The following is a 16,801-nucleotide window of genomic DNA, read 5'->3' as shown; positions in this document are numbered from 1 at the left end:
ATTCGTATGGTTCCGGTCATGTCGTTGCAATGTTGCCAAAGACCAGGGGCATTCCATGCTTGATCACGATCAGTTGGTACAAGAGATCAACGCCTTGCCGACCTATGCCGTCTTTGGCCGCGTCACCTCGGTCCTTGGCATGATGGTTGAAGTGGGCGGTGTGGAACGGCGTCTGTCCATTGGCGGGCGCTGTCGCGTCATCACGCGCGGGGGAAAGCCCGTTCCATGTGAGGTGGTGGGCTTTCGCGGCGGGCGCGCATTGCTGATGCCGTTCGGCACGCTGGACGATATTGGCCTGGGCTGCCGGGCGGAGGTGGCGGAGGGTCAGGCGTCGATCTATCCGACCCAGGCCTGGCTGGGCCGTGTCATCAATGCCTTGGGACAGCCCATCGACGGCAAGGGGCCGCTGCCCACCGGTGACGTGCCCTATCTGATCAAGGCCGGCCCGCCGCCCGCCCATGCGCGCAAACGGGTGGGGGCGAAGATGGATCTGGGCGTGAAATCCATCAACACTTTCCTGTCCTGCTGCCGGGGACAGCGTATGGGCATTTTTGCCGGCTCCGGCGTGGGTAAGTCGGTGCTGATGTCCATGCTGGCCAAGTATACGGAGGCGAATGTCAGCGTAATCGGCCTGATCGGCGAACGCGGGCGTGAGGTGCAGGAATTCCTGGAACATGACCTGGGGCCGGAAGGTATCGCCCGCTCCGTCGTCATCGTGGCGACGTCGGACGAGCCGCCTTTGATGCGCCGTCAGGCCGCCTATCTGACCTTCGCCGTGTCGGAATTTTTCCGCGATCAGGAACAGGATGTCCTGTGCCTGATGGACAGCGTCACCCGATTCGCCATGGCCCAGCGTGAAATCGGCCTTTCCGCCGGCGAGCCGCCGACCACCAAGGGCTATCCCCCCACCGTCTTCGCCGAACTGCCGCGCCTGCTGGAACGCGCCGGGCCGGGCACGGGCGTGGGCACGATCAGCGGCCTGTTCACCGTGCTGGTGGAAGGTGGCGACATGGAAGAACCCATCGCCGACGCGGTGCGCGGTATTCTGGACGGCCATATCGTGATGGAGCGCAAAATTGGCGAGCGCGGGCGTTACCCCGCCATCAACATCCTGCGTTCCGTCAGCCGCACCATGCCGGGCTGCAACACGCCTGAACAGAACGCCCTGGTCGGCAAGGCGCGGCGGTTGATGTCGGCCTATTCCGACATGGAGGAGATGATCCGCTTAGGCGCCTATCGCAAGGGCAGCGACGCGCAGGTGGACGAGGCCATCCACTATAACCCCGCCATTGAGGCCTTTCTGCGCCAGGGCAAGGGCGAACGCAGCACCCTTGACCAGGGCTACGCCGAACTGGCGGCTATCCTGGGCGGGGCCGGTTGATGAAAGACCTGAAGCCCCTGATCCGCCTGAACCAGCGGGAGGTGGACCAGCGCCGCCGCGTGGTCGTACAGCTTCAGGAAAGCCAGGACCGGCTGGTGGCGGAACGGGAGCAGTTCGAACAACAGGTGATCGTGGAGCGCGAGTTGGCCGCTACGGACCTGATGCTCGCCAAATCATATCCCGCCTTCGCCCGGCGGGTGGAGATGATGCGTGAGGAATATGAACGCCGCGCCGCCACATTGCGCCTTGAACTGGAGCGGGCAGAGGAATCCCTGGCCGAGGCGTTCCGCGAGCAGAAGAAGTTCGAGCAGGTGCAGGAACAGCGCGACCTTGCCGCCAAGGAGGCCCGCCGCTACCGGGAAACCCAGATGTTCGATGAGGTCGCCTCCATCCGCTTCTCCCGACAGCAGGGGGTAGCGGAGGAGGGGGAGGGCTAGCTCACTTCATCTTCGCCAGACACTCCACCTCCAGCAACGCACCCAGCGCCAGACCGTTGGTCCCGAAGGCGGAGCGGGCGGGCAGGCGGTCGGGCTTGAAATAGGTGACGTAGATCTTGTTGAAGTCACCCCACTGCTTCATGTCCGCCATCATGACGGTGCATTTGAAGACATGGTCCATGGTCAGGCCGCGTTTTTCCACGGCGGCCTTGATATTCTCCATCACCTGCCGGCCCTGCGCCGCCATGCCGTCGGGCAGTCTCAGGTTGGCGTCGGTGCCCAACTGTCCCGACAGGTAAAGCACCCCATCCACCTCCACGGATTCGGAGAAGGGGGCGCCGGGGAAGGATTTGTGGAAGACCATGTCATCGGCCAGGGCCGGTGCTGTGGACAGTCCGGCCAGCATCAGGCCAGTTGCAAGTGCATGCTTCATCAACATCGTTGTTCCCCTTAACCCCAGACATCGCGCGCGAAGCGCAGGAAATTGCGACCCAGGATCTTTTCCACCTGCGCCGTCTTCAACCCCTTGGCCAGCAGCAGGTCGGCCAGTTTCTGGAACTGTCCCGGCCCGCGCAAATCCATGATGAAGGGGGTGGTAGTCGCACTTTCGCCTGCCGCCGCGATGCCCAGCCTCACCCGCTGCTCATTCTCCTTCCGCAACTCCTCCATATAGGCGTCCATATCGTCATAGGAGGTGACATAGCCGTCGGTGCCGATGCCGATATGATCCTCCCCCGCCACCTTGACCGCATGCAGGATATGGGTGGCGACATCGTCGGCGGTGGCGATGCGGCCCTTGGCCAGGAAGGGCATGAAATAGATGCCGACAAAGCCGCCCTTGTCGGCGATGCCGCGCATTTCGGCGTCGGTCTTGTTCCGGGCCAGATCGGTGATGGCGCGGCAGCCGGTATGATTGACCGACAAAGGCCGTGTCGCCGCCTTGATCGCGTCCAGGCAGGTCTGGCGGTTGGAATGGGACAGATCGACCATGACCCTGTTCGCCTCGATCCGGGCCATTACCTCCCGCCCGAAATCGGTCAACCCCTGATCCTCCGGCATCAGGCTGCCGGAACCCAGATCATTCTGGACATTGTAGGTCAGCTGCATGACCCGCACGCCCATATCGGCAAAAAGATCGACGCGTGAGGCATCCTTGCCGAACATCGTGGCGTTCTGGAAACCCATGATGATGCCGATTCTGCCCTCGGTCCGCGCGCGCTCAATATCGCCCGCCGTCAGGATCAGGGACAGATCGCGCGGCTGGTTGCGGATTTGCAGAAGGGTGGAGGCCGTCTCCCGCACGCTGAATTCAAACGGCTCTTCCGGTCCGGCGACCCAGCCGATGGTGTTGTTGACCACATGCAGGCCCGACCGGCGGGCATCATCCAGCGCGCGCTGATCGATGCGCAGCTTTTCCGCCCGTGAGGCCCCGTCCGCCGGCTTCACATTGGGATTGCCCAGCCCGCCCAAGGCATTGATGACCAGCATGTCGCGGATGCTTGTGGCACCTGTGGGGCCGGGGATCGCGGTGGCGGCCTGTGCCGCCACGGGCAGCAGGGTTGCCATGGCCCCGGTCAGCAGCAGATGGCGTCGGGCAATCTCAATCATCCTGTGGCATCTCCTGTGCGGTGATGGGGCGATAGGCGGTGCGGTCAAGGCGCGTGCCGCGCTTTACCGTGAAACGGATGGAAGTCAGGTTGCCCAGGTCGGCCAGCGGGTCCTGGGCCAGCACCACGAAATTGGCAAGCTTGCCGGCCTCCACACTGCCCATCTCCGCTTCCTGGCCCAGGACGCGGGCACCGTCCAGCGTGGCGGCGCGGATCACCTCTGCCGTGCTCAGGTCCGCGCGGCTATGCAGCAGGTTCAGCTCATCATAAAGCGCGGGCCAGGGATGGGCGGCGGGCGGTACGCCGTCGGTGCCGGTGACGATGGTGACGCCTTCGCGCCGCGCCTGCGCCGTCAGGGCCGCCGCCACCTCCAGGGTGCAATGGGGGCGGGGCTTCATGTCGGGCTTGGCGGCCAGCCGCTGATCATATTCCTGATAAACGCGCAGGGTCGCGTCCAGGATGATGCCCCGCTTGGCCATTTCCCGGAACAGGGCCCCCATCTCTGGATTGTCGCCGCCCTTCAGCCTGTCGATCTCCACCAGCCGCCGATCCTTATAGGTCAGGGGGCGGGGGTTGGAGATATGGTAGGCAAGGTAGCACGTGTGCGAAATGCTGTCGACGCCGGCACCCACGACATCGGCGGGCGGAGTCGGGAACACCATGCCATGGGCCCAGACGCGCATGCCCTGGCGGTGCGCCTCCGCCGTGATGGCGCGGACATCCTGGGGCCGCAGATTGTCATACAGCTTGACGGCGATGGCGGAGGTTCCGCGCGCCAGCGTGACGGCCTCGGACAGGTTCGTGGCGTCATCCACGGCGCGCATCCAGGGCACGGTGCCGGGCTTCACCCCCTCCGCCGCCGCCGCCGTGCGCGGATCATCGAAGAAATCGGGACCCGCGAAAAGGGCGGCGGCCCAGATGTCCGGCCCCGGCACCTCGCCCACGCGGGTGGTGCGGGCATATTCATTGACGGCGCGCAGGTCGTCGGCCATGTCGCGCACGGCGGTGACGCCGCCGAAGACATCCCGGCGCATCTGGGCTTCGGCCTGCACCCGGTTGGGTGGCGTTGCCATATGCTGATGGCTGTCGATCAGGCCGGGGATCAGGAAATGGCCGGTCAGGTCGATCAGGGTGGCACCCTGGTGGGCGGCGTCGTCCAGCTGTGAAAGCGGCAGGACCCTGGCGATCCGCTCCCCCTCCGTGATCACCGCCATGCCGGACTGTGCCGGACCACCGCGCCCATCAATCAGGGTGACGCCCGCATAGATCACCCGTATTGCCTTGTCAGCGGGCGCAAAGGGCCGGGCAGCGGCACCGGGCGGGCTGTGCGCTGATGCTGTCGGCGGCAGGGACGACAGCATCAGCAGAAGCGCCAGCCCCCCAGCCCCCAACATCCTTAAGGGGCGTGATCTCGGGGGAACTGGCCGGCAACCATCGGGCATATCATCCACCACGGCTATTTACCGTGATTGGTACTGTAAATGCGCCGATCCGCCAAGCCTGCGCGGGACCCGGCTCAGGCGGCCTGACGATCTCCTTTCGTCGTCTCGCTCAACCGGCTCAGCCGTTCATCCATCTTGCCACGTTGCTCTTCCGACAATGTAAAGCGCAGGGACGCGCCCCTTTCGTTGCCGGACAAGACTGTGAAATCCAGCGGTGCCGCGCCGTCGCCCAGGTCAAGCCTGCCTCTGGTGCCGTCGGCCAGATCTGCCCCTTCGACCAGGGCCCCACCGACCGAAATGTTCTGCAACATGCTCGCGATCGTCCTCCCGCCCAACAGCAGGGTGATGGGGCGGACGATGGCCAGCCGCTGGCTGCTGCGGCGATCAACATCCACCGTGGCCGTGCGCACCACACGCACCAGGGTCTGACGCAGTTCCTGGATCGCGTCTGCCACCTGTGTGGTCTGTTGGCTGACATACCCCGCCTGTTCACCCGCATTGCGCGCCTCATCCGACACGGTGGCGATGCGATGTGCCGTTTCGCGCGCGGCGGCGGCGGCCTGGACCACATTGCGCGCGATTTCGGCCGTGGCGGCACCCTGTTCCTCCACGGCGGCAGCCACGATGGTCGAAACTTCATCAACCTCATGCACGCTGCGGGTCATGGCCAGGACGGCATCGGTGGCCTGCATTGTTGCAGCCTGGATTTCTGCGACCTGCCGGGTGATGTCCTCTGTCGCCTGCGCCGTCTGATTAGCCAGGCTCTTCACCTCCGACGCGACGACGGCGAAGCCCTTGCCCATTTCGCCCGCCCGCGCCGCCTCGATGGTGGCGTTCAGGGCCAGCAGGTTGGTCTGGCTGGCGATCTCGGAAATCAGACGGGTCACCTCATTGATGCGGCCCACGGCGTCGCCAAGCTGGTTGATCATGTCGGCGGCACCATTGCCCCGCTGCACCGCCTGTCGGGTCACCTCGGTCGCATGGGTCACCTGCGACGCGATTTCGGAGATGGAGGCCGACAGCTGTTCGGTGGCCGACGCCACGGCCTCGCTGTTCTGCAAGGTCTGCTGGGCGGCGGCGGCCACGACGGTGGAGCTTTCAGAAACCAGACCCGCACTCAGCGCCATACGACCGGCGCGGTCGTTCATCTCGCTGGTACGCTCAGCAACATGGGACACGGCCTGGCGGGTCTCGGTCTCCACCTTCTCGGCCATGGCTTGCAGGGCCTCATTGCGGGCGCGTTCTGCGTCCAGCCGGTCCTGCTCCACCTGTTGCCGCAGCTTCAGCGCTTCCAGGCTGTTCAGCCGCAACTGGTCAATGCTGCGGGCCAGATCGCCGATTTCATCCTCGCGGCTGCGACCTTTTGGTTCAATATCATACTGCTCTCGGGCATAGGCGCGGGTCGCAGTGATCATGGTCAGCAAGGGTGTGACGATGGTGCGGCCCATGGCCCAGAAGACCATCGTTAGAAAGCCGATACCAGCAAGCGCCAGCACAATGGTCTTGGTGATTGCCTGCTGCGCCCGAGTGACGGCGGCATTCGCGATGGCCTTGTTATTTTCGCTGATGGCTTCTGACGCCTTCTCCATCTCGACGGCAAGCTGATCATATTGCTTATCAAAATCGGCCACAGCTTCCCCCAGCTGGGCATCATTCGCGTACTTTTGGTCCAGCAGGCGACGCGCCGTTGCGGCGTATTTCTTCAGCTCAGCCTGCGTGCGCACGACCTGGGCCGTGGCTTCCGCCGGCAGATCGGCCTTGGCGTTGCCGTCCAGGAGGGCAGTGAAATCAGTAATATTTTCATCCATGCGCTTGCGGGCATCGGCCAGATAGGCCTGGTCCTTGCGCTGCTGGGCCAGCAGACCCGCCATCACATCGCGCGCGATGGCATCATGCATCATATCAGCCTCGATCTGCCGGTTGGATGCCTCGGCCGAACTGATCAGATTTTCCACCAGAGTTGCTACAATGGAAACATCGCGCAACTCCAAGGCGGCATTGAAGCTCAGGAAGCCAGCAGCAAGGCCCCCGGACAGTAAGAGTTTCCAAGTGATACGCAAATTGTTTGTCAAACGCACGATCTGTCGCATTCCACCCGCTCGCATACAATGGGGCTTGTATTGGCGGGCGAATATATAGAGGGATTAATTTTTGGTAAACAGTCCATTTTAATATCAGGGTTTACTACTAAGGTGCCGAATGTGTGTCGATTGTTACAGTAGAAAAAAATTTCAAAATGATGGAATAAATCTAACTCACGGCAAACTGCCGTTGAAACTGATTCACGACTTTAATTGTCGGGCTTGGAAGACACGCCAAGCTTAGTCCCATGGTCGAACACCGGATGGGCAGACATTAGAAGCTTTTTTCGTCACGCACCGCTTTGGGCCGGTATTTGTCCTGTGGGGCGTTACAGCACCAGCTCCGGCCAGCCGCGTTTGCGCACCGTCGGCATGAAGGTGGCACTGACCGGGACCAGCAGCCCGCCTTCCAGCCGCAGCGCCCATTTACGCCCGTCGCGCCGTTCCAGCCCGCGCACGGCGCGTGCCGACACCCAATAGCCGCGATGCACCTGCTCCCCGTCCAGGGGGGACAGTTCGGCCAACGCGTCGCGTAGCCGGTAAAGGACCAGCGGCTTGCGTCCATCGGCCAGATGCAGACGCAGGTAATGATCCTCCGCCTCCACCGCCATCACCTGTGCCGGGTCGGTGACGCCGGCGCGCATAAGCAGGCTGCCGGTGATGGCATCGGGCGGGGTGGTGGCCGGTTCCGTGCTGTCGGGAATGCTGTCCGGTATTGATGGTGGGATCACCGGTTCGGCGGGGCGCAGGCGGCGCAACGCGGCGATACCGATGGTCATGGTCAGGCCCATGGCGGCGGCACTGCCATAGATGGCCCAATAGGGCATAGGCCCCTTGCCGCCGACGGCCATGTTGGCAGCCCAGACCTCCAGCGGCAAAGGCAGGTTCACCACCAGCACGCCGGCCAATGCCAGAAACAGCATCGACCGTGGCTTCCAGCCCAGATAATGACCGCCGATACGGAACCAGAGCGTCCATTTCACGGTATTGACCCCGATCAACGCCAGCCAATAGGGCAGGCGCAGGGCGAAGGGCAGGGAAATGGTGCCGAACGGCCCGGCGATGGTCACCGCTATCGACGCGATGATCCAGATCAGGGCAAGCCGGGAGACGGGAATGGGGGCGGTGAACATCGCACAGGGAGGCCATGGCAAGGGACGCCAGGATACTGGAAGGGCGACAGCGGTGCCACCCTCATAGGCAATCCCCTGGTGCCAATCTGTTACGGGGGTTTACGCCCACCCCCGGTTCCCGGCACACTCCGCGCCGTTTCGGTTCTGACGGTGCGGAAGGTGCGGTATGACGGCTGGGCGTTGGCAATTCTGGATCGACCGGGGCGGCACCTTCACCGACATCGTGGCCCGCCGCCCGGATGGCAGCCTGCGGACCCACAAACTTCTGTCGGAAAACCCCGAGCGCTATCGTGATGCGGCGGTGCAGGGTATCCGCGATCTGCTGGGCGTGGTGCCGGGGGAACCCGTACCGACGGACGCGGTGGAGGCGGTGCGCATGGGCACGACGGTCGCCACCAATGCCTTGCTGGAACGCAAGGGGGAGAAGACCCTGCTGGTCATCACCGCCGGCCTGGGCGATCAGTTGCGCATCGGCTATCAGGCACGGCCCAAGATTTTCGCGCGGAAGATCGAACTGCCGGAACAGCTTTACACCAGCGTGGTGGAGGTGCCGGAACGCGTGATGGCTGATGGCACTGTTTGCCGCCCCCTGGACCTGGATGCCGCGCGGGCGGGGTTGCAGGCGGCGCTTGCTGAAGGTTACCGCGCCTGCGCCATCATCTTCATGCACGGTTACCGTTATCCCGCACACGAGGCCGCCGTGGCTGATCTGGCGCGGGAGATCGGCTTCACCCAGGTATCGGCCAGCCATCAGGTCAGCCCCCTGATGAAGCTGGTGGGGCGTGGCGACACGACCGTGGCCGATGCTTATCTGTCGCCCATCCTGCGCCGCTATGTGGCGCAGGTGGCCGACGCGCTGCCCGGTATTCCCCTCTATTTCATGCAATCCAATGGCGGCCTTACAGAGGCTGCGCGTTTCCAGGGCCGCGACGCCATCCTGTCCGGTCCCGCCGGCGGGATCGTTGGGGCCGTGCGCACGGCGGCGGCGGAAGGGTTGGACCGTATCATCGGTTTCGACATGGGCGGGACCAGCACCGACGTTTCCCACTATGCCGGCACCTATGAACGCAGCCTGGAAACGGTGGTGGCGGGTGTGCGCCTGCGCGTGCCCATGCTGCGCATTCATACGGTGGCGGCGGGCGGTGGCTCCATCTGCCGGTTCGATGGCGCGCGGCTGCGGGTGGGGCCGGAATCGGCCGGGTCCAATCCCGGTCCCGCCGCCTATCGCCGGGGCGGCCCGCTGACCGTGACCGACTGCAACGTCATGGTGGGCAAGCTGCACCCCGATTTCTTCCCCGCCGTCTTCGGTCCTCATGGTGATGAGAAGCTGGATGCCGATGTGGTGCGGGCAAAGTTTACGGCGTTGGCGGCAGAGGTGGCAGCGGCCACGGGGCGGCCCATGGGGGCAGAAGCACTGGCCGAGGGCTTCCTGAAAATCGCCGTGGAGAATATGGCGAATGCCATCAAGCATATCTCGGTTCAGCGCGGATACGATGTCACCCGCTACGCCCTGAACTGTTTCGGCGGTGCCGGTGGGCAGCATGCCTGTCTGGTTGCCGACGCGCTGGGCATGACCAGTGTCTATCTGCATCCGTTCGCGGGCGTGCTGTCGGCCTACGGCATGGGGCTGGCCGATCTGGGGGCGTTGCGCGACCGGTCGGTGGAGCTGACCCTGGGGCCGGATGCGATGGCGGAACTGTCATCGGTGCTGGACGTCCTCGGTGCCGATGCAGCGGCGGAACTGCGCGAACAGGGGGTGGTGGATGCCGGCATCCGCCTGATCCACACGGCCCGCATCAAGGTGGCGGGCACCGATGCGACGCTGGAAGTTCCGTTCGGGGATGAGGGGGCGATGCGCGCCGCCTTTGCCGCCGAACATCGGCAGCGCTTTGGCTTTGACGTGCCCCACCGCCCCCTGGTGGTGGAAAGCCTGTCGGCAGAGGCGGTGGCAGCCAGCGGGGAGCAATTAGCCGAAGATGCGATGGCCGAGCCGGAGAGCGTGGCCGCCCCGCCCCCGCGTGCCACGGTGCCTGTGTGGATGGAGGGTGTGGAGCGGGCGGTGGCGGTCCATGACCGCGACGCCCTGACCCCCGGTGTCGCCATCAACGGTCCCGCCATCCTGACGGAGGCGACGGGGACGACACTTGTCGAACCCGGCTGGCAGGCGCGGGTGACGGCGCGCGGCGGCCTGATTCTGCGCCGGGTGGTGCCGCTGCCGGCCCGTGTGGCTGTGGGCACCGATGCCGATCCGGTTATGCTGGAAGTGTTCAACAACCTGTTCATGTCCATCGCCGAACAGATGGGGCTGGCGCTGGAGAACACGGCCCATTCGGTCAACATCAAGGAACGGCTGGATTTCTCCTGCGCCCTGTTCGACGCGGGCGGCAACCTGATCGCCAATGCCCCGCATATCCCGGTGCATCTGGGGTCGATGGGCGACAGCGTGCGCACCGTGATCAACGCAAGGCGTGACAGTTTGCGCCCCGGCGATGCGGTCATGCTGAACAACCCCTATCGCGGCGGCACGCATCTGCCCGATGTGACCGTGGTGACGCCGGTCTTTGATCAGGCGGGAACGGATATTCTGTTCTGGGTGGCCAGCCGGGGGCATCAGGCCGATATCGGCGGCATCACGCCGGGATCGATGCCGCCCGACAGCACCCATATCGACCAGGAAGGCATCCTGATCGACAATTTCCTGCTGGTCCGCGATGGTGTCCTGCTGGAACGCGAGGTCGTGGACCTGCTGACCAGCGGCCCCTATCCCGCCCGCAATATCGAACAGAATCTGGGCGACCTGCGCGCCCAGATCGCCGCCAATGCGCGCGGGCGGGATGAGCTGATGAAGATGGTCGATCTTTTCGGAATCGAAACGGTCACCTCCTACATGGGCCATGTTCAGCGCAATGCCGAGGAGCAGGTGCGCCGGGTGATCGGCGTGTTGAAAGATGGTCATTTCGATCTCGAAATGGATAGCGGTGCACATGTGCGCGTCGCCGTGTCCATCGACCGTGCTTCCCGGTCGGCCAAGATCGACTTCACTGGCACATCCCCACAGCAGCCGGGCAATTTCAATGCGCCATCGGCCATCGTCCGCGCCGCCGTCCTCTATGTCTTCCGCACCCTGGTGGATGATGACATCCCGTTGAATGATGGCTGTCTGCAGCCGCTGGAGATCATCATTCCCGAAGGCAGCATGCTGAACCCACGCTATCCCGCCGCCGTCGTGGCCGGGAATGTGGAGGTCAGTCAGGCCGTGACCAATGCGCTTTATGGCGCGCTGGGCGTGCTGTCGGCCTCACAGGGGACCATGAACAACTTCACCTTCGGCAATGCGGTGTACCAGTATTACGAGACGATCTGTGGCGGGTCGGGTGCCGGCCCCGGCTTTGACGGGACCGACGGGGTTCACACCCACATGACCAACAGCCGCCTGACCGACCCGGAGGTGCTGGAATGGCGCTTCCCCGTTCTGCTGGACAGTTTCCGCCTGCGCCGCGGTTCGGGCGGACAGGGCCGCTGGAAGGGCGGGGAGGGGGTTGAACGCCATATCCGCTTCCTGGAGCCTATGACCGCGGCCATCCTGTCCAACAACCGCCGCATCCGGCCCTATGGTCTGGACGGCGGCGGGGATGCCCTGCCGGGTGGCGCGCGGGTCGAAAGGGCCGACGGAACTGTGGAGACGCTGTCGGCCACGGCCAAGGCCGCCATGGGGGCAGAAGATGTGTTCGTGATCGAGACGCCCGGCGGCGGGGGCTATGGTTCGGCACGCCAGCCATAGTTGTAGAATCCTCTTCACGTCACCGTGCTGCTGATTCCCCAAAGCCTGCGGAGTTGCTATGGTGCGGCATCATAAAGATCGCAGCAGATGATGCCCCGCCTCCCTTCCTCACGTCGCCATCCGCTGTTGTCACGCCGGCCCCTGGCTGCGGCTCTCCTTGCCCTGTCTTTGCTGGTGTCTTTGCCAAGTCGGACCGACGCCGCAGACTGGTCCGGTTTCGCTGATCCGCTTTTTGAGCGTCTGGGGCGCGAACAGGGACTGCCCAATGATGTCGTGGGCGCCATCGTTCAGGATCAGGCGGGCTTCATCTGGTTCGGTACGGGCGGCGGTCTGGCCCGGTATGACGGGCACCGGTTTCGCCATTACACCAACGATCCCGCCGATCCCGGTAGCTTGCCCGACACCTATGTCACGGCCCTGCATGTCGATCCCAAGGGCGTCTTGTGGGTCGGGACCAATGCCGGTGGTCTGGCGCGCTATGACGCGGCATCAGACCGATTCGTGCGGGCCAATGAAGGGCTGCAGAACCTGTCAATCCTGTCGATCCTGACGGATGCCAAGGGCCGGCTGTGGACCGGCACCGTGGGCGGGGTGCATATGCGCGACCCCGCGACGGGCACCAACCGCTTCTACACCCGGCGCGGGCCGGAACCGGACAGCCCCGCCCTGGATCAGATCCGCGACATGGTCGAACTGTCCGACGGTGCCTTGCTGCTGGCCAGCGGGCGCGGGCTGGTGCGGTTTGAACCATCAGGCGATCTGACCACAGCTGTATCGCTGGGCGGTCTCATCCCGTCCGACGCGGCGGTGCAGAGCCTTATGCGTGACAGCAAGGGCCGGCTTTGGGTGACGGGGGAGTTTCCGGGCGTGGTCATGTGGGACCCCGCCAGCGGTGAACAGAAACTGTTCACCCTGTTGGGGGCTGCTGACCCGGACCAAGCCCCGGTGCCCAAGCACGCGTTGGCAGAACTGTCACACGACCGGATCGTGGTGGGCACGCAAGGGTCGGGTCTGGCCGAACTCAGCGTGACCGACGGAAAGGTCGTCGTGCATCGCAATGACCCGACCTTGAGCAGTTCCCTGGTCGCATCCGATATTCGGTCCCTGCTGGTCGACCGGTCCGGCATTCTGTGGGTCGGGACCTGGGGCGGCGGTGTCTGTCGGCGCAATCCGCCGACCCAGGCGGTGCTGTCGCTTCCGGCCTCTCATATTCGCCCCGACCGGCTGTCCGACCCGCAGGTGCGCAGCCTGATGCTGGCCGCCGATGGCCGTTTATGGGCGGGCTTGCAGGCGAACGGCATCGACATCCTGGATGCCGCCACAGGCACCCGTGACGGTATCCGCCCCGGCCTCAGCGGCCTGCCCGACGGGGCGGTTCTGGCCATGGAGACGATGGCCGATGGCGGCGTGTATATTGGCACGCAGCGCGGCCTGTTCCGCCGCCGTCCGGGCGGCACAAGGCTGGAGCCGCTGCCCCTGCCGGCGCCCACGCCGAAGGCCGCCGTCTGGTCCCTTATGCGGCAGGGCGATGTGTTGTGGATCGCCACAGATGGTCTGGTGGCGCTTGATCTCAACAGCGGTACCATGCGCGTGGACCGCACGCGGCTGGGCGATGCCCGTTCACTGATCGACAACCGGGTCCGGGTTTTGGCACCGGGGCCCGATGGCGGATTGTGGGTGGGTGGCAATGCCGGCCTGCATTACCGCGACCCTGCCGGCGGGTTTCAGCGTATCCGCACCGACCCTGCCGATCCGGCGTCGCTGTCGCATAATTTCATTACGGCTGTCCTCACCGACACCCGTGGCCGCGTCTGGGTGGGCACGCTGGGCGGCGGCTTGAACATCATGGAGGCGGGATGGAAGCCCGGCCAGCCGGCCCGGTTCCGGCGTCTGGGGCTGGCCGATGGCCTGCCCACCCTGCTGATCAATGCCCTGCGTCAGGATGCGGCGGGCCGTATCTGGGCCTCCACCGATGCGGGCCTTGCCGTCATCAATCCTGACGACCTGTCGGTCCAGGTTCTGGGTCGGCCGGATGGCGTGGGCGTGGGCAGTTTCTGGGGCAATTCCGTCACCACCGATGCCGACGGACAGATGATGTTCGGCGGGCGCGACGGTCTGGTGGTGGTGCGACCGGAACGGCTGGACAGCTGGCGGACCCTGGCCCCGACCGTCGTTACGGAAATGCGGGTGGATGGAAAGCCTGTGCCCGCCGACCCGTATAACCTGCCCGCCGCCCCGACCTTGAAGCTGCGTCCCGATCAGCGGTCGCTGTCGGTGGAATTCGCGGCCCTGGATTACACGGCCCCCGACCGCACGCGCTTCCTTTATCGTCTGGAGGGGTTTGACGAACAATGGATCGCGGGCGATGGCAATCATCGCAATGTCGCCTATGCCAACCTCGCCCCTGGTGATTACCGGCTGCTGGTACGGGGCAGCAACCGCACCGGCATGTTCGCGCCCGATGCGCTGGTGGTGCCGGTCACGGTGCTTCCGGCTTGGTATCAGACATGGTGGTTCCGCGTGCTGATGGCCCTGTCCGTCATTGCCGTCGCCGCCGGCGCGGTACAGCTGCGCACGCTCAGCCTGCGCCGCCGTCAGCGGGAGCTGGAGCGCGAGGTGGCGGAGCGGACAGAGGTAATCGCGCATCAGAAGGATGAACTGGCCGCCACGCTGGAGGATCTGCGCGCCACACAGGACCGTCTGGTGCGGGAGGAGAAGCTGGCCAGCCTGGGCCGTCTGGTATCCGGCGTGGCGCATGAGATCAACACGCCGCTGGGTGTGGCCATCACCACCTCCACCTATCTGGCGGAGGAGATGGGCGGCCTGGACCGGCAGGTGACGGCCAAGTCCTTGACCCGCACAGCCCTGTCCGATTTCCTTGCCACCGGGCGGGAGGCCATGGCTGTGCTGCACGCCAATTTGCAGCGCGCGGCCCGTCTGGTGCAGAGTTTCAAGCAAGTCTCGGCAGAGGAATATGCCGGCCCGAAGCAGCGTCAGCGTCTGGCCACCCTGGTGGGGGAAGCGGCGGCACCCTTGCAGCCTCGGTTCAGGGAAAAGCAGATCACGTTCCTGGTGGAGGGAGCGAAGGAACTGACAGCCCTGGTGCAGCCCGGTGCCATGATCAACGTCCTGACCAACCTGATGCTGAACGCGCTTCAACATGCCTGGCCGACAGGCGGCGGCGGCACCCTGACCATTACCTTGGCCGCCGTGGACGGCACCGCCATCGTGACGGTGGCCGACGATGGCGTCGGCATGACCGATGCGGTGCGCGCCAAAGCGTTCGACCCGTTCTTCACCACCAGCCGCGATCATGGCGGCACGGGCCTGGGCCTGCATATCGTCCATAATCTGGTGGCGGGCCCGCTGTCGGGCAGTATCAGCCTGGATACAGAACCCGGCCTTGGCTGCCGCCTGATCGTCACCCTGCCGGGCGCGGTGGTCACCGAGGCGGCCTGAACCGCCATGGATGCAGGGGTGCGGGCGGCTTTGTCCGCTTGCTACCGGCACCGCCAGCCCATAAAGTCCCGCCCCATCGTCATTTCCCACTTGGTGAGTTTTCCTCCCATGCGCATGTCCAGCTACTTCCTGCCCACGCTGAAGGAGACGCCGTCGGAGGCGCAGATCGTCAGCCATCGTCTGATGCTGCGGGCCGGCATGATCCGCCAGACCTCGGCCGGCATCTATGCCTGGCTGCCGCTGGGCTGGAAGGTGTTGCAGAAGGTCAGCCAGATCGTGCGGGAGGAGCAGGACCGCGCCGGTGCGCAGGAACTGCTGATGCCCACCATTCAGTCGGCGGACCTGTGGAAGCAGTCGGGCCGGTACGAGGCCTATGGCAAGGAGATGCTGCGCATCACCGACCGCCATGACCGCGAGATGCTGTTCGGCCCCACGAATGAGGAGATGATCACCGACATCTTCAAGACCTTCGTGAAGTCCTACAAGGACCTGCCGCGCAACCTGTACCATATCCAGTGGAAGTTCCGGGACGAGGTGCGGCCCCGCTTCGGCGTGATGCGCGGGCGTGAATTCCTGATGAAGGATAATTACTCCTTTGATCTGGATGCCGAGGGCGCGCGCCTGTCCTATCGCAAGATGTTCCTGGCCTACCTGCGCACCTTTGCCCGCATGGGCATCAAGGCCATTCCGATGCGCGCCGATACCGGCCCCATCGGCGGCGACCTTTCCCACGAATTCATCATCCTGGCCGAGACGGGTGAAAGCCAGGTGTTCTGCGACAAGCAATGGCTGGACATGGATGTCCTGGCCGACAATCCCGACGCCAATGGCGACCTGAAGGATTTCTTCACCAAATACACCTCCATCTATGCCGCGACGGAGGAGATGCACGACGCCGCCAAGGCGCCCGCCGATCTGGTCACCGCGCGCGGGATTGAGGTGGGGCACATCTTCTATTTCGGCACCAAATACTCCGCCCCCATGGGTGCCGTCGTGACCGGCCCCGACGGGCAGCCGGTGACGGTGGAGATGGGGTCCTATGGCATCGGCGTTTCCCGTGTCGTCGCGGCGCTGATCGAGGCCAGCCATGATGATGCCGGCATCATCTGGCCGGACCAAGTCGCCCCCTACAAGGTGGCCCTGATCAACCTGAAGGCCGATGACGAGGCCTGCCGCAGCACCTGTGATGGCCTCTATGCCCGCCTGCAGGATGCCGGTGTGGAGGTGATCTATGATGACCGCAACGAACGTCCGGGTGCCAAGTTCGCCGACATGGACCTGATCGGCATCCCCTGGCAGCTCACCATCGGCCCCCGCGGCTTGAAGGCTGGCACGGCGGAGCTGAAGCGCCGCGCAACCGGTGAGAAGCTGGAACTGCCGTTGGAAGAGGCGCTGGCCAAGGTGATGGCGTAAGCGGGGTTTGAGGTTGGTGTGATGGATATGGGGGCGGTGCCGTTGGTGCCGCCCCCTTTTTCGTTGC

The 16,801-nt window shown here is 64.7% G+C and carries 10 protein-coding genes; 5 read left to right on the top strand and 5 right to left on the bottom strand.

Translation table 11 applies throughout. From position 1 onward, the window contains the following. Positions 1-55: 55 nt before the first annotated feature. Together fliI and ABC729_RS09840 are read left to right on the top strand one after the other, a co-directional pair. A complete protein-coding gene (gene fliI, locus ABC729_RS09845) occupies positions 56-1,381 on the top strand; it encodes a flagellar protein export ATPase FliI (RefSeq protein WP_495607428.1) in 1,326 nt (441 codons plus the stop codon). After that, positions 1,381-1,818: a flagellar FliJ family protein gene (locus ABC729_RS09840; protein WP_495607427.1), complete on the top strand. Its 438-nt coding sequence runs from the start codon at positions 1,381-1,383 to the stop codon at positions 1,816-1,818. The genes fliI and ABC729_RS09840 overlap by 1 nt, the downstream gene beginning before the upstream one ends. A gap of 1 nt (position 1,819) precedes the next feature. Here ABC729_RS09840 and ABC729_RS09835 read toward each other — a convergent pair whose 3' ends face one another. The 5 genes from ABC729_RS09835 to ABC729_RS09815 form a co-directional block, all read right to left on the bottom strand. Continuing rightward, on the bottom strand, positions 1,820-2,251 hold the full coding sequence (locus tag ABC729_RS09835) for a RidA family protein (RefSeq protein WP_495607426.1): 432 nt from the start codon (positions 2,249-2,251) through the stop codon (positions 1,820-1,822). 17 nt (positions 2,252-2,268) lie between these two features. Continuing rightward, positions 2,269-3,426: a dipeptidase gene (locus tag ABC729_RS09830; RefSeq protein WP_495607425.1), complete on the bottom strand. Its 1,158-nt coding sequence runs from the start codon at positions 3,424-3,426 to the stop codon at positions 2,269-2,271. After that, a complete protein-coding gene (locus tag ABC729_RS09825; RefSeq protein WP_495607424.1) occupies positions 3,419-4,786 on the bottom strand; it encodes an amidohydrolase family protein in 1,368 nt (455 codons plus the stop codon). Before ABC729_RS09825 ends, ABC729_RS09830 begins: the two co-directional genes overlap by 8 nt. A 155-nt stretch (positions 4,787-4,941) precedes the next feature. Continuing rightward, positions 4,942-6,945 (bottom strand): methyl-accepting chemotaxis protein, encoded by a 2,004-nt coding sequence (locus tag ABC729_RS09820; protein WP_495607423.1) that lies wholly within the window; start codon positions 6,943-6,945, stop codon positions 4,942-4,944. 332 nt (positions 6,946-7,277) lie between these two features. Beyond that, positions 7,278-8,081: a LytTR family DNA-binding domain-containing protein gene (locus ABC729_RS09815; RefSeq protein WP_495607422.1), complete on the bottom strand. Its 804-nt coding sequence runs from the start codon at positions 8,079-8,081 to the stop codon at positions 7,278-7,280. A gap of 166 nt (positions 8,082-8,247) precedes the next feature. On the opposite strand from ABC729_RS09815, the gene ABC729_RS09810 reads away from it, so the two are divergent. The 3 genes from ABC729_RS09810 to proS all read left to right on the top strand — a co-directional run bounded on the left by ABC729_RS09810 (position 8,248) and on the right by proS (position 16,734). Next, a complete protein-coding gene (locus ABC729_RS09810; protein WP_495607421.1) occupies positions 8,248-11,862 on the top strand; it encodes a hydantoinase B/oxoprolinase family protein in 3,615 nt (1,204 codons plus the stop codon). An 87-nt stretch (positions 11,863-11,949) separates the two neighbouring features. Next, positions 11,950-15,321, top strand: a complete 3,372-nt coding sequence (locus ABC729_RS09805; RefSeq protein ID WP_495607420.1) for a sensor histidine kinase — start codon at positions 11,950-11,952, stop codon at positions 15,319-15,321. A 108-nt stretch (positions 15,322-15,429) separates the two neighbouring features. Further along, on the top strand, positions 15,430-16,734 hold the full coding sequence (gene proS, locus ABC729_RS09800; RefSeq protein ID WP_495607419.1) for a proline--tRNA ligase: 1,305 nt from the start codon (positions 15,430-15,432) through the stop codon (positions 16,732-16,734). The last annotated feature ends 67 nt before the right edge of the window (positions 16,735-16,801 follow it).

The sequence above is a fragment of the Niveispirillum sp. CC-CTL257 genome (assembly GCF_059489915.1).
This window is presented reverse-complemented; position numbering and strand designations above follow the sequence as displayed.